The sequence below is a fragment of the Streptomyces sp. NPDC050416 genome, from assembly GCF_044458845.1.
In the GTDB taxonomy this organism is placed as follows: domain Bacteria; phylum Actinomycetota; class Actinomycetes; order Streptomycetales; family Streptomycetaceae; genus Streptomyces.
Genome location: NZ_JBITII010000006.1, coordinates 279,601 through 297,965 on the forward strand (window position 1 = coordinate 279,601; position 18,365 = coordinate 297,965).

The following is an 18,365-nucleotide window of genomic DNA, read 5'->3' on the forward strand; positions in this document are numbered from 1 at the left end:
GTGTGACTCACGACTGTCGGTCACGGAGAGGTGGTGATCAGTGCCAGGGCAGCTGCCCGCGTCGCTCCCAGTACGCCTGCGGCGTCTCGGCCAGCGTGGTCAGGCGGGTCAGCTGGTCGTCGTCGAGGTCGACGACCGCCGCGTGCAGGTTGGAGGCGAGCTGGTTGGTGGTGGCCGCGCCGGAGAGGACCACTCCGGCCCAGGGCTGCCGCAGGACCACCGCCAGGGCGACGGCGTCGCAGCCCAGCCCGGTCTCCTCGGCGATCTGCTTGAGCACGTCCGGCGCGTGCGGCCCGGCGAGCCGTCCGTTGGCCATGCCCTCCTTGACGATCACGGTGAGCCCGGCGTCGTGGGCTTCGGCGAGGGCGGGCGCGGCGGAGGTCTCCAGCACGTTGTATGTCGACTGGACGGTACGGAAGAGGGGTGCGCCGTCGACCGTCACGGCGAGGGCGGCACGGATCGCCTCCGCCTGGGCGGGGCCGCTGGTGGAGAAGCCGATGGTGAGTCCCTGGGCGGCGGCTTCCGCGAGCTTCGCGTGCAGTTCCTTGTCGGTGAGGGCCGGGCTGTCCGGGGTCACCGAGTGGATCTGGTAGAGGTCGAGCCGGTCGCCGAGCAGGGCGTCGGTCTCGGCGCGCTGCCGTTCGTAGGTGGCGAGGGTGTGGTCCTTGACCTCGTGCGTTTCTGCGTCGGTGGACCAGTCGGCGGTGTAGGTGTAGCCCCACTTGCTGCCGACGACGATGTCGTCGAGGCCGGGCCTTGTGTTCAGCCAGTCGGCGAGGAACTCTTCCGAGCGGCCGTAGGAGCGGGCGGCGTCGAAGTAGCGGACGCCCTGGGCGTAGGCGGCGTCCAGGAGTTCGTGTGTGCGGGTGCGCAGCGTCTCGACGCTGCGGTCGTCTCCGAGGTCTTCGTCTCGGCCGAGGTTGATGTAGCCGGGGCGTCCGACGGCGGCGAGGCCGAGGCCGATGTGGCAGGTGGGGGTTGTCGCATGGGCCAGGCGGGCGAAGGGCATCCGGGGGCTCCGTTCGGTCGGCTGTGGCTTTCGACCAACGTAACCCTCGGGATGACCTTCGCCTCTGAGCTCGGGGCTTGCTGTTTTCCGGCGGGTGCGGGGAGTCTGTGGCTTGTCGCGCCCACGCGGCGGAGCCGCAAATCGATACAGCCCCGCGCCCCTTGGGCCCGTTCCTCTCAGCCCTTCTTCTTGGCCAGGGCCCACTCGTGCTGGGCGGCCACGTCCGCCTTCACCTCTGCCAGCTGGATCGCGACCGCGCTCGGAGCCGTGCCGCCCCTGCCGTTGCGGGAGGCCAGGGCGCCCGGGACGTTGAGGACCGAGCGGACCTCGGGGGTGAGGTGGGAGGAGATCTTGGCGAACTGCTCGTCCGTCAGGTCGTTCAGTTCCTTGCCCTCCGCCTCGGCGACCTTCACGCACTCGCCCGCCACCTCGTGGGCGACGCGGAAGGGGACGCCCTGCTTGACCAGCCACTCGGCGATGTCCGTGGCGAGGGAGAAGCCGGCCGGGGCCAGTTCCTCCATGCGCTCGCGGTGGACCGTGAGCGTGGCCATCATGCCGGTGAAGGCCGGGAGCAGGATCTCCAGCTGGTCGATGGAGTCAAATACCGGCTCCTTGTCCTCCTGGAGGTCGCGGTTGTACGCGAGCGGGAGGGCCTTGAGCGTGGCCAGCAGGCCCGTCAGGTTGCCGATCAGGCGGCCGGACTTGCCGCGGGCCAGCTCGGCGATGTCCGGGTTCTTCTTCTGCGGCATGATCGACGAGCCCGTCGAGAACGCGTCGTGCAGGGTCACGAAGGAGAACTCCTTCGTGTTCCAGAGGATGACCTCCTCGGCGATCCGGGAGAGGTTGACGCCGATCATCGCCGTGATGAACGCGAACTCGGCGACGAAGTCCCGCGACGCCGTGCCGTCGATGGAGTTGCCGGAGCTGCCGTGCTCGAAGCCGAGGTCCTTCGCGACCGCCTCCGGGTCCAGGCCCAGGGAGGAGCCCGCCAGCGCGCCCGAGCCGTAGGGCGACACGGCCGTGCGCGCGTCCCATTGGCGCAGCCGTTCCGCGTCCCGGGACAGCGACTGGACGTGGGCGAGGACGTGGTGCGCGAAGAGCACCGGCTGGGCGTGCTGGAGGTGCGTGCGGCCGGGCATCGCCACGTCCGGGTGGGCCTCGGCCAGGCCGATCAGCGCGTCCTGGAGCTCGGCGATCAGGCCGCCGACGACCCGGGCGTGGTCGCGCAGGTACATCCGGAAGAGGGTCGCGACCTGGTCGTTGCGGGAGCGGCCCGCGCGCAGCTTGCCGCCGAGGTCTGGGCCGAGCCGCTCCAGCAGGCCGCGCTCCAGGGCGGTGTGCACGTCCTCGTCGGCGATGGTGCCCACGAAGGAGCCGTCGGCGACGTCCGCCTCCAGCTGGTCCAGCCCGGCGATCATCCGGGTCAGCTCGTCCTCGGTGAGCAGCCCCGCCTTGTGGAGCACGCGCGCGTGCGCACGCGAACCGGCGATGTCGTACGGCGCGAGCCGCCAGTCGAAGTGGACGGACGCGGACAGCTTGGCCAGGGCCTCGGCGGGACCGTCGGCGAAACGGCCGCCCCAGAGCCGTACGTCACCGCTGTTGCTGCTCACTTGCGTTGCTCCTAGAGAGGTGTGGATGTGACGCAGACCTTTATATGCCCGCGCCGGGTGCCCGTCGGGCTACGCCCGCAGCTGACGCTGCGCCGCGATCTTCGACGACAGGCTGTAGATGTCGATGAAGCCCTTGGCGGCGGACTGGTCGAAGGTGTCGCCCGTGTCGTAGGTGGCGAGGTCGAAGTCGTACAGCGACTGCTCGGAGCGCCGGCCGGTGACGACCGCGCGGCCGCCGTGGAGGGTCATCCGGATGTCGCCGGTGACGTACTGGTTCGCCTCGTTGACGAAGCCGTCGAGAGCCCGCTTGAGCGGGGAGAACCACAGGCCGTCGTAGACCAGCTCGCTCCAGCGCTGCTCGACGCCCCGCTTGTAGCGGGCGAGTTCGCGCTCGACGGTGACGTTCTCCAGCTCCTGGTGGGCGGTGATCAGGGTGATCGCGCCCGGAGCCTCGTACACCTCGCGCGACTTGATGCCGACGAGGCGGTCCTCGACCATGTCGATCCGGCCGATGCCCTGGGCTCCGGCGCGCTCGTTGAGCTGCTGGACGGCCTGGAGCACGGTGACGGGCCTGCCGTCGACGGCGACGGGGGCGCCCTCCTCGAAGGAGATGATCACCTCGTCGGGCTCACGGGCGACGGCCGGGTTCTGCGTGTACTCGTAGATGTCCTCGATCGGCGCGTTCCAGATGTCCTCGAGGAAGCCGGTTTCGATGGCGCGGCCGAAAACGTTCTGGTCGATGGAGTACGGCGACTTCTTGGTGGTCGCGATCGGCAGGCCCTTGGCCTCGCAGAAGGCGATGGCCTTGTCGCGGGTCATGGCGTAGTCGCGGACCGGGGCGACGCACTTCAGGTCGGGGGCGAGGGCGGCGATGCCCGCCTCGAAGCGGACCTGGTCGTTGCCCTTGCCGGTGCAGCCGTGGGCGACGGCGGTGGCGCCGTGCTTGCGGGCGGCGGCGACGAGGTGCTGGACGATCACCGGCCGGGACAAGGCGGAGACCAGCGGGTAGCGGTCCATGTAGAGGGCGTTGGCCTTGATCGCCGGGAGGCAGTACTGCTCGGCGAACTCGTCCCGGGCGTCGGCCACTTCGGCCTCCACCGCGCCGCACGCGAGGGCGCGCTTGCGGATGACGTCGAGGTCCTCGCCGCCCTGGCCGACGTCCACCGCGACCGCGATGACCTCGGCGCCCGTCTCCTCGGCGATCCAGCCGATGGCGACGGAGGTGTCCAGACCACCGGAGTAGGCGAGTACGACGCGCTCGGTCACGGGTTCTTCCCCTCATACTGCGATCACTCATACTGCGATCATCGACCTGCATGATTATGCAGAGCTCCGCATGATTCGTCAATGCGTCTGGGCTCGAGGGCCTGATTCCGGCCATGCCGAGATGAGTTTGAAGATCCTTTGAACGCGCGAAACCGCTTACCCGTACCTCTCGCCGAACGCAGGCGCCGCGTTTGACACCGACGACACCCCCGACCCCTAGTGAGGCATCCGCATGTCCAGGGCTCTTCCGAAGTACAACAAGCGTCGCGTCGGCTTCATCGGCGGCGCCGCCGCGGTGGCACTGTCCGGCACGGTGATCGCCGGCTTCGCCCTCGCCGGGGAGACGCCGGACAGCGGCGCGACGAACGCCCGGACGCTGGCGGGTCCCGGCACCATCACGTGCCCGGACGTCACCGGCCAGCTGCCAGCCGTCCCCGCCTCGGCGAAGGCGGAGGTCGACCGCAACCTCGCCCAGCTGAACACCCAGATCGAGGAGGCCAACAAGCGTCTCGTCGACACCGTCGGCCAGGGCGGGCCCAACTTCGTCCAGAACGCCATCCTCGGTCCGCTGGAGGACAAGCGCGTCGCCGCCCTGAACCGTATCGAGACCGCGATCGGGCGTGCCGCCGAGAAGCCGGAGGGGCTGGAGGCCTTCGCAGCCTGCCAGCTCAACGCCGACGGCGGCGCCGGGGCGGGCGAGGCGGCGGGCGGCGAGGAGGCAGGCGCCGGTGCTGAGGCCGGTGCGGGTGCCGAGGCAGGAGCCGGTGCCGAGGCGGGCGCGGGCGAGGAGGCCGGTGCGGGCGCCGGTGCCGAGGCGGGCGCGGGCGAGGACGCGGGTGCCGGCGACGACGCGGGTGCGGGCGAGGCGGGCAACGCCGGTGCCGGCACGATCAGCTGCCCGGACGTCGCCTCCCAGCTGCCGGCGGTCCCGGCCTCCGCGAAGGCCGAGGTCGACCGCAACCTGGCGCTGCTGGACACGCAGATCGCGGAGGCCAACAAGCGCCTCGTCGACACCGTCGGCCAGGGCGGACCGAACTTCGTCCAGAACGCCATCCTCGGCCCGCTGGAGGACAAGCGGATCTCCACCGTCAACCGCATCGCCACGGCCATCGGCCGCACGGCCGAGAAGCCGGCCGGTCTGGACTCCCTGGCCGCCTGCACACTCAACAAGTGAGGTGACAGGCGCTGTGGCCGCCCCGCGCGAGCGCCGGCCGGGGCGGCCACGGGTCCCGCGATTCCTTGGGCACGCCACCCTTTAGGCAGTCGAAAGACCTGCGCCATAATCGGCGGCATGGGAAAAACACATGAGCGCATAGAAGGCCGGCTCCGCTCGTTCATCGAGGCGCAGCCGGTCTTCTTCACCGCCACCGCTCCCCTGTCCGCCGACGGCACGGTCAATCTCTCCCCCAAGGGCCTCAAGGGCTCCTTCGTGGTGCTCGACGACCACACCGTCGCCTACCTCGACTTCGCCGGCTCCAACGCCGAGACCATCGCCCATCTGCGGGAGAACGGGCGGATCACCCTGATGTGGTGCGCCTTCCAGGGTCCGCCGAACATCGTCCGGGTGCACGGCCGCGGGGAGCCGGTCTTCCGGGACGACCCGCGTTTCGGGGAGCTCCTCGGCCACTTCCCCGACATCGACCCGGCCCAGCACGGGCTGCGCGCGATCATCGTCGTCACGGCCGAACTCGTCCGCGACACCTGCGGCTACGCCGTGCCCTTCATGGCGTACGAGGCGGAGCGCGACCTGCACGGCAAGCGTTTCGCCCGTGAGGACGACGCCTCGCTCAGCGCCTACTTCACCAAGAAGGAGCACATCGCGACCAGCCTGGACGGACTGCCCGGGCTGCCGTTGCCGCTGCCGCCCTCTACCGTCTGAGGCATGCGCCCCGGTGCCGTCGCCCTCTCCGTCTCCTGTCTCGTCGCGCTCGGCGCCGGGCCGCCCGCCCCCTCGCCCCCGCTGCCGGCCCGGATGGCCGACACGGGCGGCGGCACCCAGCTGATCACCGCGGTGGCCCCGCGGACGGCCTCGACGACGGGCACGGTCACCTGGTGGGACCGCGAGGACGGGCGGTGGGTGCGGGCGGGTTCGGCGCCCGCGCGCTTCGGAGCGAACGGGCTGGTGGAGGGCGCCTCCCGCACACAGGGCACGAACACGACACCCACGGGGCTGTACGGCCTGCCGTACGCCTTCGGCATCGAGGCGGCGCCGCGCGGGACGCCGTACACCTACCGCCGGGTGCACCGGGACTCCTGGTGGTGCCAGGACAACGACTCCCGCTCCTACAACCGCTGGACCGAGCCCCGCGCGGCCGACTGCCGGGCCGCAGAGTCCGAGCACCTGATCACCTACGGCGAGCGGTACGCGCACGCGCTCGTCATCGGCTTCAACTACGGGCGTCCCGTGCGGGGACGCGGCGCGGGCATCTTCCTCCATGTCAACGGGCGCGGGGCGACGGCCGGTTGCGTGTCCGTGCCGAAGCGCGCCATGCGGACGATCCTGCGCTGGGCCGACCCGGCGAAGCGCCCCCACATCGCCGTCGGGACGGCGAACGGGACCACCGCCGTCACCCGCTACTAGCCTCGCGGGGCCGCTCCGGAGCCTGTTCGGGTTACGGCCGGTCACTCCCGAAAGCACACGACTCGGTGCACGGCTGAACACTCCCGTGTCCCGGCACGTATCTGTGGGCCAAGGGTCAAGTCCCCACGGAGGAACCGTGACCACCACGCTCGCAGGCGGCCGTGCCGCCCGCCGCCAGACGATGCGCCGCATCCGCCCGCGCCGCTCCCCGGCCGTACCGCTGCTGATCGCCCTGTGGGCCGGTGCGGCGGCCGTGCTGTGGCTGTGGTGGGACAACACACCGTCCCTCGCGGACACCTCGGCCAAGATCTTGGCCGCGGGCCGGATCACCGGCCTGCTCGCCGGCTACCTCATGGCGCTGGTGGTGCTGCAGATGGCCCGGGTGCCGGCGCTGGAGCGGCGGGTGGGCACCGACCGGGTCGCCCGCTGGCACGCCATGACCGGCCGGTACACGCTCTGCCTGGTCCTGGCGCACGTCTTCCTCACCATGTGGGGCTACGCCCTCCAGGCGGGCAAGGGGCTCGGCGCCGTCGTCCAGCAGACGATCGACTCCGTCAACCAGCTGCCGGACATGGGCAAGGCCGCCATCGGCACGGGCCTGCTGTTCGTCATCGGGATCCTCTCGATCGGCGGCGTCCGCCGTCTGATCGGGTACGACACCTGGTACCACGTGCACCTGCTCACCTACGCGGCCGTCTACCTGACGTTCTGGCACCAGATCACGACCGGCAACGAGTTCGCCGTCGAGCCCGCCGCGAAGACCTTCTGGTACGGGCTGTACGGCGCGGTGACGGCGCTCGTCCTCTGGTTCCGGATCCTCACCCCCATCCGGTTGAACCTGCGGCACCGCATGCGCGTCGAGGCGGTCATCGAGGAGACGCCGGGCATCGTGTCCGTGCTGATCGGCGGGCGCAAGCTGCACCGGATGGGCGCGGAGGCGGGCCAGTTCTTCCGCTGGCGGTTCAAGGCGCCCGGCATGCGCTTCAGTTCGCACCCGTACTCGCTGTCGGCGGCGCCCCGCCCGGACATGCTGCGGATCACCGTCAAGGCGATCGGTGACCACACCTCCCGGCTGCGCGAGCTCCAGCCCGGCACCAAGGTGTGGGCGGAGGGCCCGTACGGCGCGATGACCGCGCAGCGCCGCAGCCGCGGCAAGGTGCTGCTGGTCGCGGGCGGTGTCGGCATCACCCCGATGCGGGCCCTGTTCGAGACCCTGCCGGGCGCGTCCGGGGACATCACGCTGCTCTACCGGGCCAACAGCACCCAGGACCTGGCCCTGTGGGGCGAGCTCGCCAAGATCGCCGACGAGCGCGGGGCGCGGCTGATGTACGCGGTCAACAGCCCCGACGGGGAACGCCCCGACATCTCCGCTGAGTCACTCCAGCGGAAGATCCCGGACATCGGCGACCACGACGTCTTCATGTGCGGGCCGCCCGGCTTCGCGCAGTCGGTGTACGAGGCACTGCGCGGCGCGGGAGTCCCCGCACGCCGTATCCATCACGAGTCGTTCGAGATGTGAGCGACGGGACATCAACGGCCCTTCAGGAGCTTGAGAAACGATGAGGAAGTCTCACCCCGTCCGGCGTGCCGTGCTCGCCGGCGCAGCCACCGTCTCCGGGATCGTGCTGCTGCTGTCTCTGAAGCCGGCCTCCGACCCGGGTTCCGCCCAGGCCGCGGGCGGTCAGCTGCCGCCCGCGGCCGCCGGGCAGGCCCCGCAGGGCGGCGTGAACGGCGCGGTCACCGGTGACGCGGTGCAGACGCAGTACGGCCCGGTCCAGGTACGCCTGACCATGAACGGCGGCAAGATCACCCAGGCCGAGGCCGTGCAGGCCCCCAAGGGCGGCCGCAGCGACCAGATCACCGCCAGCTCCGTGCCCCGTCTCAACCAGGCTGCGGTCGCCGCCCAGAGCGCGGACATCGACGCCGTGTCCGGGGCGACGTACACCAGCGCCGGCTACAAGAAGTCCCTCCAGTCGGCCCTGGACAAGGCCAAGGCCTCGGCCGGCGGCGCGCAGGGTTCGGGCAACGCCCAGACGCTGACGGGCGATGTGGCGCAGACGCAGTACGGCCCGGTCCAGGTCCGCATCACCGTCGCCGGCGGGAAGATCACCAAGGCCGAAGCCGTCCAGGCCCCCAAGGGCGGACGCAGCGACCAGATCACCGCCAGCTCCGTCCCCCGTCTCAACCAGGCGGCCGTCGCGACGGGGAGCGCGGAGATCGACGCGGTTTCGGGCGCCACCTACACCAGCGCGGGCTACAAGAAGTCCCTCCAGTCCGCCCTGGACAAGGCTCCGGCAGGGGGCGGCTCCTCTCAGGCCGCCGGCTCCGGGGGCGGCTCCTCCCAGGGCGGCGGCTCCGGGGGCGGTCAGGCCCAGACGCAGACCCTCACCGGCAGCGTGGCGCAGACGCAGTACGGCCCGGTCCAGGTCCGGATCACCGTCGCCGGTGGCAAGATCACCAAGGCCGAAGCCGTCCAGGCCCCCAAGGGCGGCCGCAGCGACCAGATCACCTCCTCCTCCGTCCCCCGCCTCAACCAGGCGGCCGTCGCGGCCGGGAACGCGCAGATCGACGCCGTCTCCGGAGCCACCTACACCAGCGCCGGCTACAAGCAGTCCCTCCAGTCGGCGCTGGACCAGGCCGGTGGCTGACACGGTGGCCGACTCCGCACAGGCTCCCGCCGCGGTACGTCATGCGGAGGAGACGATGGGGACCGTCTTCTCCTTCGACGTCCGCGGCGGGGAACCCGGCGTCGTGCGCGCGGCGGTGGACGAGGCCGTCGCCGGGCTGCACCGGGTCGACGAGGTGTTCAGCACCTACCGCGAGGACAGCCAGGTCTCCCGGCTGCAACGCGGCCGGCTGACGGTCGAGGAGTGTGATCCCGAGGTCGCCGAGGTCCTGGAGCTGGCGGCCGAGGCGGAGCGGCTGAGCGACGGCTGGTTCAGCACCTCGTACGGGGGCCGCCTCGATCCGACCGGCATCGTCAAGGGCTGGGCGGTCGAGCGGGCGGCGCGGCGGCTGGCGTCGGTGCCCGGGGTGAGCGGGGTGAGCGTCAACGGCGGCGGTGATGTGCAGTTGCTCGGGGTGCCGGGGGCGCAGCGGCCGTGGCGGGTCGGGGTCTCGGATCCCCTGCGGCCGGGGGGCCTCGCGGCGGTGATCTCCGCGGCGGGGGTGGACGAACTGGCCGTGGCCACGTCCGGGACCGCGGAGCGGGGGGCGCACATCGTCGACCCGCGGACCGGGCGTTCGGCTGTGACCGACCTGGTCGCCGTGACGGTGGTGGGGCCTCGGCTGACGTGGGCGGACTGCTGGGCCACGGCGGCGTTCGCGATGGGGTCGCGGGAGGGGTTGGCTTGGCTGGAGTCGCTGCCCGGGGTTGAGGCGCTGTTGATTACCGCCGGCGATGAGGTGCGCTGTACTGGGGGGTTGGCGGCGCGGCTGGGGTGAGTCGGGGCTGGGGACGGGGCGTTCGCTGAACCCGCGCTGGCGGGGTGCCGCTTCTTTGGGACGGGTGCCGCCCCAGCGGCACGACTGCCCGCAGCTATGCAGGGGCGCGGGGAACTGTGCGACCAGCCACAGCTCACCCGCGCACGGCAACGGCGCTCAATGCCCGTTCTGTGCCAGCCTCAGCAAATGGTCGGCCAGCGCCTGCCCCCCGTCAGGATTCCGGCTGATCAGCAGCAACGTGTCGTCACCGGCGATCGTCCCCAGAATGTCGTGCAGCTCGGCCTGGTCAATGGCCGAGGCCAGGAACTGCGCGGCCCCCGGAGGGGTCCGCAGGACCACGAGGTTCGCCGAGGCCTCCGCGGAGATCAGCAGCTCCTGCGACAGCCGCCGCATCCGCTCCTCCTTCGCCGACCCGCCCAGCGGAGCGCGCGGCGTGCGGAAACCGCCCTCGCTCGGCACCGCGTAGATCAGGTCGCCGTCGGCGTTGCGGATCTTCACCGCGTTCAGCTCGTCCAGGTCCCGGGAGAGCGTCGCCTGCGTGACGCTCAGCCCGTCGTCGGCGAGCAGCTTCGCGAGCTGGCTCTGCGACCGCACGGGCTGCCGGTTGAGGATGTCCACGATCCGGCGGTGGCGTGCGGTGCGGGTCTGCGGCACGGAGGGCCCGTTCGCCCCCGGCTGCTCGTGGTCCTGCGCCTGGCTCATCGTCGTCTCATTCCCCGGATCGTCCGTCCCCGTCGGCTGCGCTTGCGTCGAGGACGCCGGGCAGTGCCCGGAGGAAGGCGTCCACCTCGTCGTCGCCGATGTTCAGCGGCGGCATGAGCCGTACGACATCGGGGGCGGGCGCGTTCACCAGGAGGCCGGCGTCCTGAGCCGCCTGCTGCACCTGGGGCGCGAGCGGCTCGGTGAGCACGATACCCAGGAGGAGACCCGCGCCCCGGACGAAATCGATCAACTCGTGACCGAGGCCCTCGATCCCGTCCCGCAACTTCTCGCTCTGCCGCTTGACGTTCTGCAGCAACCCCTCGTTCTCGATGGTGTCGAGGACGGCGAGCCCGGCGGCGCAGGCGACGGGGTTGCCGCCGAAGGTCGTGCCGTGGTGGCCGGGCTGGAGCAGCTCGGCGGCGCGTCCGAAGGCGACCGTCGCGCCGAGCGGCAGTCCGCCGCCGAGGCCCTTGGCGAGGGTGACGATGTCGGGCAGCACGCCCTCGTGGGCCTGGTACTCGAACCAGTGCCCGGTCCGGCCGACGCCGGTCTGCACCTCGTCGAGGACGAGCAGCGCGCCGGTGGAGGCGGTGATGGCCCGGGCGGCCTTGAGGTAGCCGGCGGGCGGGACCACGACCCCGTTCTCGCCCTGGACCGGCTCGATGATGACCAGGGCCGTCTCGTCCGTCACCGCGGCGGCCAGCGCCTGCGCGTCGCCGTACGGGACGTGCGCGACGTCGCCGGGCAGCGGCAGGAAGGGCTCCCGCTTGCCGGGCTGGCCGGTGAGCGCGAGGGCGCCCATGGTGCGGCCGTGGAAGCCGCCCTGGGTCGCGACCATGTGGGTCCGCCCGGTGAGCCGGCCGATCTTGAAGGCGCCCTCGTTGGCCTCGGCGCCGGAGTTGCAGAAGTAGACCTTGCCGTCGCGGCCGAAGAGCTGGAGCAGCCGTTCGGCGAGCGCGACCGGCGGCTCGGCGACGAACAGGTTGGAGACATGTCCGAGGGAGGCGATCTGCCGGCTCACGGCCTCGACGACGGCCGGGTGGGCGTGGCCGAGCGCGTTGACCGCGATGCCGCCGACGAAGTCCAGGTACTGCTTGCCGTCGGCGTCCCACAGCTTGGTTCCCTCACCGCGGACGAGCGGGAGCCTCGGGGTGCCGTAGTTGTTCATGAGCGCGTTCTGCCACCGCGCGGTCAGTTCCTGATTGCCCACGACGTTGTTCACGACTCCCCCTGTTCGCCCGGTCCCTCGGGCTTCTCGTCGGCCACGACCATCGTGCCGATCCCCTCGTCGGTGAAGATCTCCAGCAGGATCGAGTGCTGGACCCGGCCGTCGATGACCCGGGCGGTGGTGACGCCGCCCCGTACGGCGTGCAGGCAGCCCTCCATCTTCGGCACCATGCCGGAGGAGAGGTCCGGCAGCAGCCGCTCCAGCTCGGAGGCGGTGAGGCGGCTGATCACCTCGTCGCTGTTCGGCCAGTCCTCGTAGAGTCCCTCGACGTCCGTGAGGACCATGAGGGTTTCGGCGCCCAGTGCAGCAGCGAGTGCCGCAGCCGCCGTATCAGCATTGACGTTGTAGACATGTCCGTCGTCCTGGGAGCGGGCGATCGAGGAGACGACCGGGATGCGGCCGTCGGCGAGCAGGGCCTCGATCGCGCCGGTGTCGATCGCGGTGATCTCGCCGACCCGGCCGATGTCGACCAGTTCGCCGTCGATCTCGGGCTGGTGCTTGGTGGCGGTGATGGTGTGCGCGTCCTCGCCCGTCAGGCCGACGGCGAGCGGGCCGTGCTGGTTGAGCAGCCCGACCAGCTCGCGCTGCACCTGCCCGGCCAGCACCATCCGTACGACGTCCATGGCGTCCTCGGTGGTCACCCTCAGGCCCGCCTTGAACTCGCTGACGATGCCGTGCTGGTCGAGGGCGGCGCTGATCTGCGGGCCGCCGCCGTGCACGACGACGGGCTTGAGGCCGGCGTGGTGGAGGAAGACGACGTCCTGGGCGAAGGCGGCCTTCAGGTCCTCGTCGATCATGGCGTTGCCGCCGAACTTGATGACGACCGTCTTGCCGTTGTGCCGGACCAGCCACGGCAGCGCCTCGATGAGGATCTGGGCCTTGGGCAGCGCGGTGTGCTTACGCGTCGATCCACTGCTCATGACGAGTACGCGCTGTTCTCGTGGACGTAGTCCGCGGTGAGGTCGTTGGTCCAGATGGTCGCGGTTTCGGACCCGGCGGCGAGGTCGGCGACGATGTGCACCTCGCGGTAGCGCATGTCGACCTTGTCGCGGTCCTCGCCGACACCGCCGTTCTTGCACACCCAGACGCCGTTGATGGCGACGTTGAGCCGGTCGGGCTCGAAGGCGGCGCTCGTCGTGCCGATCGCCGACAGCACCCGGCCCCAGTTGGGGTCCTCACCGTGGATCGCGCACTTGAGGAGGTTGTTGCGGGCGATGGAGCGGCCCACCTCGACGGCGTCGTCCTCGGTCGCGGCGTTGATCACCTCGACCTTGATGTCCTTGCTGGCGCCCTCGGCGTCCCGGATGAGCTGCTGCCCGAGGTCGTCGCAGACCTGCCGGACGGCCTCGGCGAACTCCTCGTACTCCGGGGTGACTTCGGCCGCGCCTGAGGCGAGCAGCAGCACGGTGTCGTTGGTGGACATGCAGCCGTCGGAGTCGACCCGGTCGAAGGTCGTCCGGGTCGCCGCCCGCAGCGCCTTGTCGAGTACGTCGTTGTCCAGGGCCGCGTCCGTGGTGAGGACGACGAGCATGGTGGCGAGGCCGGGGGCGAGCATGCCCGCGCCCTTGGCCATGCCGCCGACGGTCCAGCCGTCCTTGGTGACGACGGACGTCTTGTGGACGGTGTCGGTGGTCTTGATGGCGATGGCGGCCTTCTCACCGCCGTGCTCGCTCAGCGACTCGGCTGCCTTCTCCACGCCCGGGAGCAGCTTGTCCATCGGCAGGAGGATGCCGATCAGGCCGGTCGAGCAGACGGCGACCTCGATGGCGCCCCGTCCGAGGACGTCGGCGACCTTCTCGGCCGTGGCGTGCGCGTCCTGGAAGCCCTTAGGGCCCGTGCAGGCGTTGGCGCCGCCGGAGTTGAGGACGACGGCGGACACCTGGCCGCTCTTCATGACCTGCTCGGACCACAGCACCGGGGCGGCCTTCACGCGGTTGGAGGTGAAGACGCCGGCGGCGGCGCGGCGGGGCCCGGTGTTGACCACGAGGGCCAGGTCGGGGTTGCCGTTCTCCTTGATCCCGGCGGCGATGCCCGCCGCCGTGAATCCCTTCGCTGCCGTCACACTCACGGCGCAACTCCGATCGTCGTCAGTCCGGTGGTCTCGTCGAGCCCCAGGGCGATGTTCATGCTCTGGACGGCACCGCCGGCGGTGCCCTTGGTGAGGTTGTCGATGGCGCTGATCACGATGATCCGTCCGGCGGCCGTGTCGTGTGCGACCTGCACCTGAACGGCGTTCGAACCGTAGACGGACGCCGTGGCGGGCCACTGGCCCTCCGGCAGCAGGTGCACGAAGGGCTCGTCGGCGAACGCCTTCTCGTAGGCGGCGCGCAGGGACTCCGCGGTGACCCCGTCCTTCGCCTTCGCGCTGCACGTGGCGAGGATGCCGCGGGGCATCGGCGCGAGGGTCGGTGTGAAGGAGACGGAGACCGGCTCGCCGGCGGCCGCGCTGAGGTTCTGGGTGATCTCGGGGGTGTGCCGGTGCCCGCCGCCGACGCCGTACGGGGACATCGAGCCCATGACCTCGCTGCCCAGCAGGTGCGGTTTGGGCGCCTTGCCCGCGCCGGAGGTGCCGGACGCGGCGACGATCACGGCCTCGGCCTCGGCGAGCCCGGCGGCGTACGCCGGGAAGAGCGCCAGCGACACGGCCGTGGGGTAGCAGCCGGGCACCGCGACGCGCTTGGACCCCTCCAGCGCGGCGCGGGCGCCCGGCAGTTCGGGAAGGCCGTAGGGCCAGGTTCCGGCGTGCGGCGAGCCGTAGAACTTCTCCCAGGCGGCGGCGTCCGTGAGCCGGAAGTCGGCGCCCATGTCGATCACCAGCACGTCCGGCCCGAGCTTCTCGGCGACGGATGCGGACTGCCCGTGGGGCAGCGCGAGGAACACGACGTCATGGCCGTCGAGCACCTCCGGCGTGGTCTCCTGGAGCACTCGGCCGGCCAGGGGCAGCAGGTGCGGCTGGAGCGCACCGAGCGTCTGCCCCGCGTTGGAGTTGCCGGTCAGGGCGCCGATCTCGACCTCGGGGTGCGCCAGGAGCAGACGCAGCAGTTCCCCGCCCGCGTATCCACTCGCTCCGGCCACTGCCGCACGTACCGCCATGGAACCTCCTCCTTAGAGGGCATGACTATACGTTTCTCTGCAGTTTTATGCAATCGCGTCACTCTGCTCGGGCCCGGCTGGCTACGGCGTGCCGGGAAGCCGGACCGTGACGAGGAGGCCGCCGGCGGGCCGGGCGGCGAGGTCGAGGGTGCCGTCGTGGGCGCGGACGACGCTGTCCACGATGGCCAAGCCGAGGCCGACGCCGGCGTGCTCGTCGGTGCGTGCGCGTTCCCTTCCGCGCTGGAAGGGCTCGGTGAGGGTCGGTACCAGGTCCGGCGGGAGCCGGCGGCCCGTGTTCTCGACCCGCAGCACGCTCGTGCCGCCGCGCGCCTCGGTGTGGACCGTCACGGTGCCGCCGGCGGGGAGGTTGTGGACGAGGGCGTTCTGGACGAGGTTCGTCACCATCCGCAGCAGGAGTTCCGCGGAGCCGACGGCCCGGGCCGCCCCGCCGGTGACGTCGAGTGTGATCCCGCGCTGTTCGGCGAGGGGGAGCAGGGTTTCGGCGGCCTCTTCGGCGATGAGGGAGAGGTCGACGCTCTCGCGGGTGAAGGTGCCGCGGTCGCTGCGACTGAGCAGCAGGAGGGCCTCGGTGAGGCCGATCGCGCGCGTGTTGACAGCGTGCAGGCGTTCGATGAGTTCGCCTCGGTCCCGCGTGGGGTCCTTGCGGGCGACGTCGAGCAGCGTCTGCGAGATCGCCAGCGGGGTGCGCAGTTCGTGGGAGGCGTTCGCGGCGAACCTCTGCTGCTCGGCGACGTGCGACTCGAGTTGTTCGAGCATGGTGTCGAAGGTGTCGGCGAGTTCGCGGAATTCGTCCCGGCGGCCCTCCATGCGGACGCGGTGGGACAGCGATCCGGTCCCGGCCAGCCGCGCCGCGGCCGTGATCTGTGTGAGCGGTGCGAGCATCCGGCCGGCGAGGATCCACCCTCCGACGAGGCCGAACACGAGCAGCAAGGCCAGTGCCACGGCCGCGGCGCGACCGAAGATGCGCGAGAGGAGGTACCGGTTGGGTGAGATGCCGAGCAGACCCTGGGAGTTGTCGGGTACGTAGCGCAGCAGGAACACCCACACCACGGCCAGCAGGACAGCGCCGGTGACGAGGACGAGTCCGGCATAGCTGAGGGTGAGTTTCAGGCGGGCGCTGAGCCCTGGGCGTCTATTCATCGCCACGGTGCCCGGCGTCGATGCGGTAGCCGACACCGGGCACCGTGGCGATGATCCCTGGCTCACCGAGCCGTTTGCGCAGTGCGGAGACGGTGATGCGCACGGCGTTGGTGAGGGGGTCGGCGTTCTCGTCCCAGGCCCGTTCCAGCAGCTCTTCGGCGCTGACGACACCGCCCTCGGCGGCGACGAGGACTTCCAGCACGGCGAACTGCTTGCGGGTGAGCGGGACGTAGCGTCCGTCGCGGAAGACCTCCCGGCGGAAGGGGTCCAGCCGCAGGCCCGCGATCTCGCGGACCGGGGGCCGGGCGTGGGCGCGTCGGCGGTCGAGTGCCCTCAGCCGCAGGACGAGCTCCCGCAGCTCGAACGGTTTGGTGAGGTAGTCATCGGCACCGAGCTCGAACCCGGAAGCTTTGTCGTCGATCCGGTCGGCGGCGGTGAGCATGAGGATCGGGATGCCGCTGCCGGAGGCGACGATGCGCCGGGCGACCTCGTCGCCGGAGGGGCCGGGGATGTCGCGGTCGAGGACCGCGAGGTCGTAGGAGTGGACGCCGAGCAGTTCCAGGGCGGTTTCGCCGTCGCCGGCGATGTCGGCGGCGATCGCCTCCAGCCGCAGACCGTCACGGACGGCTTCGGCCAGGTAGGGCTCGTCCTCCACGATCAGTACGCGCATGAGGGAAGCCTAGGCAGCACGGCATATCGCGGACGTATGCGACGACGTGTGCCACCAGCGGCGAGACGCCAGCGCGGCCAGCACGGCGCCGGTGGTGTTGACCAGGACGTCGTCGACGGAGGACACTCGGTCCAGCCGCAGTACGTACTGCGCGGTCTCGACCAGGACCGAGCAGCCTGCCGCGAGCGCCAGGACTCGCGGCAGAGAAGCAAGCGCCGCGAACCGCATCGGGGCGAATGCGCCCAGCGACGCGAAGACCAGCAGGTTCCCGACGATCCCGAGCGGCCCCATCGTGACCAGGTCCCGCAGCGGCACCAGGCTCAGCCGGCCGGGGACGACGCCGGCACCGGCGCCCGGCATCATGGTCAGCCACAGGAACGGCACCGTCCCGTGGACCATGCCCACCTCGGCCAGCGACATCCGCCATGCCGGCGTGACGCCTGCGGCACGCCGACGGCGCGCCAGGGCCCACACCACCAGCGCGGCGAGCGGCAGCGCGACCAAGGTCATGAGCACCACGCCGTTGAACGTGTCGAAGCAGCCGTGCCACCGCCCGGCCATGCACACCGGAGCGGACATCATGAGCGGCCGCCGCACGACGAACACGGCGCACGCCAGGCCGAGGACGGCCAGAGCGAGGAGCACGATCCCGCGCGTGCGGCGGGACGGTGCCGACAGGGATGTGTGGGAGTTCATGCCCTTCATGGGAAGCGAAGGGCCGTTGCGACGGCGTATGCGATTTTCGATACGCCCGCGACAGGTGAAAATCCTGATGCCGTTGCCGGGCGAGTACATAAGATCACCGGCATGGCACTGCGACCTGTTCAGGTGAACATCAAGGCCCTCGACGACGCGGCGGTGGGCCGGTTCTGGGCGGAGGCGCTCGGCTGGGGTGTCTCCAGCGAGGAGCCCGGCGTGACCAACGTGGAACCCGGCGACGGCTTCGTCTGGCCGGACCCGGTCGCCGTCTGCATCGACGTCGTCACCGTCCCGGAACCCAAGACAGCGACGAAGAACCGTGTGCACCTCGATCTCGCCACCACCTCCGCGGCCCATCAGGCGGAGTGGGTCGCGCGGCTGAAGGCTCTCGGTGCGACGCCCGCCGACGTGGGCCAGGGCGACGTGCCGTGGACGGTCCTCGCCGACCCGGAGGGCAACGAGTTCTGTGTGCTGGAGCCCCGGGAGATCTACCGGGACACCGGGCCGATCGCCCGGGTGGTGGTCGACTGCGTCGATCCGCGGGCCATGGCCCGGTTCTGGGGCGAGGCGACGGACTGGACGCTGCACGAGGTGACGGACGAGCACGCGGTGCTGCGCTCCGCCCAGGGAGTCGGCCCGTACCTGGAGTTCCGCCGCTCGTCCGAGGCGAAGACCGTGCCGGACCGCGTCCATGTCGACCTGCTGCCGTACACCGGTGACGACAAGGCGGCGGAGGTGGCCCGGCTGAAGACCCTCGGCGCCACCGACCTCGACCTCGGCCAGGGCGACGTCCCGTGGACGTGCCTGTCGGACCCGGAGGGCCATGAGTTCTGCGTCCTCGGCCCGCGCTGACGCGGATCCCCGACGACACCCGGGCACGGGCGTGGGCCGCCACCCCAGGG

18 protein-coding genes are annotated in these 18,365 nt (G+C 71.2%); 7 read left to right on the forward strand and 11 right to left on the reverse strand.

From position 1 onward, the window contains the following. Positions 1-37: 37 nt before the first annotated feature. The 3 genes from ACIBL4_RS20950 to ACIBL4_RS20960 form a co-directional block, all read right to left on the reverse strand. Positions 38-1,009 carry an aldo/keto reductase gene (locus ACIBL4_RS20950; protein WP_399412157.1) on the reverse strand — a complete coding sequence of 324 codons (972 nt, stop codon included), beginning with the start codon at positions 1,007-1,009 and terminating at the stop codon, positions 38-40. Positions 1,010-1,185: 176 nt separating this feature from the next. Further along, positions 1,186-2,619: an argininosuccinate lyase gene (gene argH, locus ACIBL4_RS20955; protein ID WP_399412159.1), complete on the reverse strand. Its 1,434-nt coding sequence runs from the start codon at positions 2,617-2,619 to the stop codon at positions 1,186-1,188. 69 nt (positions 2,620-2,688) lie between these two features. After that, positions 2,689-3,885 carry an argininosuccinate synthase gene (locus ACIBL4_RS20960; protein WP_399412161.1) on the reverse strand — a complete coding sequence of 399 codons (1,197 nt, stop codon included), beginning with the start codon at positions 3,883-3,885 and terminating at the stop codon, positions 2,689-2,691. Positions 3,886-4,117: 232 nt separating this feature from the next. On the opposite strand from ACIBL4_RS20960, the gene ACIBL4_RS20965 reads away from it, so the two are divergent. The 6 genes from ACIBL4_RS20965 (at position 4,118) to ACIBL4_RS20990 (ending at position 9,910) form a co-directional block, all read left to right on the forward strand. After that, on the forward strand, positions 4,118-5,059 hold the full coding sequence (locus ACIBL4_RS20965; protein WP_399412163.1) for a hypothetical protein: 942 nt from the start codon (positions 4,118-4,120) through the stop codon (positions 5,057-5,059). A 117-nt stretch (positions 5,060-5,176) separates the two neighbouring features. Then, positions 5,177-5,764, forward strand: coding sequence for a pyridoxamine 5'-phosphate oxidase family protein (locus tag ACIBL4_RS20970; protein WP_020272320.1), 588 nt, complete (start codon positions 5,177-5,179; stop codon positions 5,762-5,764). Positions 5,765-5,767: 3 nt separating this feature from the next. Then, a complete protein-coding gene (locus ACIBL4_RS20975; protein ID WP_399412165.1) occupies positions 5,768-6,466 on the forward strand; it encodes a L,D-transpeptidase in 699 nt (232 codons plus the stop codon). A gap of 136 nt (positions 6,467-6,602) precedes the next feature. Next, on the forward strand, positions 6,603-7,985 hold the full coding sequence (locus ACIBL4_RS20980; RefSeq protein WP_399412167.1) for a ferric reductase-like transmembrane domain-containing protein: 1,383 nt from the start codon (positions 6,603-6,605) through the stop codon (positions 7,983-7,985). 40 nt (positions 7,986-8,025) lie between these two features. Further along, the gene (locus ACIBL4_RS20985; RefSeq protein WP_399412169.1) at positions 8,026-9,114 is read left to right on the forward strand and encodes an FMN-binding protein; all 1,089 of its coding nucleotides are present in this window, start codon (positions 8,026-8,028) and stop codon (positions 9,112-9,114) included. Continuing rightward, positions 9,107-9,910 carry an FAD:protein FMN transferase gene (locus ACIBL4_RS20990; protein ID WP_399412171.1) on the forward strand — a complete coding sequence of 268 codons (804 nt, stop codon included), beginning with the start codon at positions 9,107-9,109 and terminating at the stop codon, positions 9,908-9,910. Before ACIBL4_RS20985 ends, ACIBL4_RS20990 begins: the two co-directional genes overlap by 8 nt. A gap of 156 nt (positions 9,911-10,066) precedes the next feature. Here the strand turns inward: ACIBL4_RS20990 and ACIBL4_RS20995 are convergent, their stop codons facing one another. The 8 genes from ACIBL4_RS20995 to ACIBL4_RS21030 form a co-directional block, all read right to left on the reverse strand. After that, positions 10,067-10,612, reverse strand: a complete 546-nt coding sequence (locus ACIBL4_RS20995) for an arginine repressor (protein WP_399412174.1) — start codon at positions 10,610-10,612, stop codon at positions 10,067-10,069. Positions 10,613-10,619: 7 nt separating this feature from the next. Beyond that, positions 10,620-11,822: an acetylornithine transaminase gene (locus ACIBL4_RS21000; protein WP_399412594.1), complete on the reverse strand. Its 1,203-nt coding sequence runs from the start codon at positions 11,820-11,822 to the stop codon at positions 10,620-10,622. Between the two features lie 8 nt (positions 11,823-11,830). Next, positions 11,831-12,760 (reverse strand): acetylglutamate kinase, encoded by a 930-nt coding sequence (gene argB, locus ACIBL4_RS21005; protein ID WP_399412176.1) that lies wholly within the window; start codon positions 12,758-12,760, stop codon positions 11,831-11,833. Further along, entirely contained in the window at positions 12,757-13,908 is a 1,152-nt protein-coding gene (gene argJ, locus ACIBL4_RS21010; RefSeq protein ID WP_399412178.1) for a bifunctional glutamate N-acetyltransferase/amino-acid acetyltransferase ArgJ, read from the reverse strand. Before argJ ends, argB begins: the two co-directional genes overlap by 4 nt. Then, positions 13,905-14,933: an N-acetyl-gamma-glutamyl-phosphate reductase gene (argC, locus tag ACIBL4_RS21015; RefSeq protein ID WP_399412180.1), complete on the reverse strand. Its 1,029-nt coding sequence runs from the start codon at positions 14,931-14,933 to the stop codon at positions 13,905-13,907. The genes argJ and argC overlap by 4 nt, the downstream gene beginning before the upstream one ends. Positions 14,934-15,014: 81 nt before the next feature. Continuing rightward, on the reverse strand, positions 15,015-16,094 hold the full coding sequence (locus ACIBL4_RS21020) for a sensor histidine kinase (protein WP_399412182.1): 1,080 nt from the start codon (positions 16,092-16,094) through the stop codon (positions 15,015-15,017). Then, positions 16,087-16,764, reverse strand: coding sequence for a response regulator transcription factor (locus ACIBL4_RS21025; RefSeq protein ID WP_399412185.1), 678 nt, complete (start codon positions 16,762-16,764; stop codon positions 16,087-16,089). The genes ACIBL4_RS21020 and ACIBL4_RS21025 overlap by 8 nt, the downstream gene beginning before the upstream one ends. A 9-nt stretch (positions 16,765-16,773) precedes the next feature. Then, positions 16,774-17,460, reverse strand: coding sequence for a VanZ family protein (locus ACIBL4_RS21030; RefSeq protein ID WP_399412187.1), 687 nt, complete (start codon positions 17,458-17,460; stop codon positions 16,774-16,776). 111 nt (positions 17,461-17,571) lie between these two features. Between ACIBL4_RS21030 and ACIBL4_RS21035 the strand changes: the two genes are divergently transcribed. Then, positions 17,572-18,315, forward strand: a complete 744-nt coding sequence (locus ACIBL4_RS21035) for a VOC family protein (protein ID WP_399412189.1) — start codon at positions 17,572-17,574, stop codon at positions 18,313-18,315. Positions 18,316-18,365 lie beyond the last annotated feature (50 nt).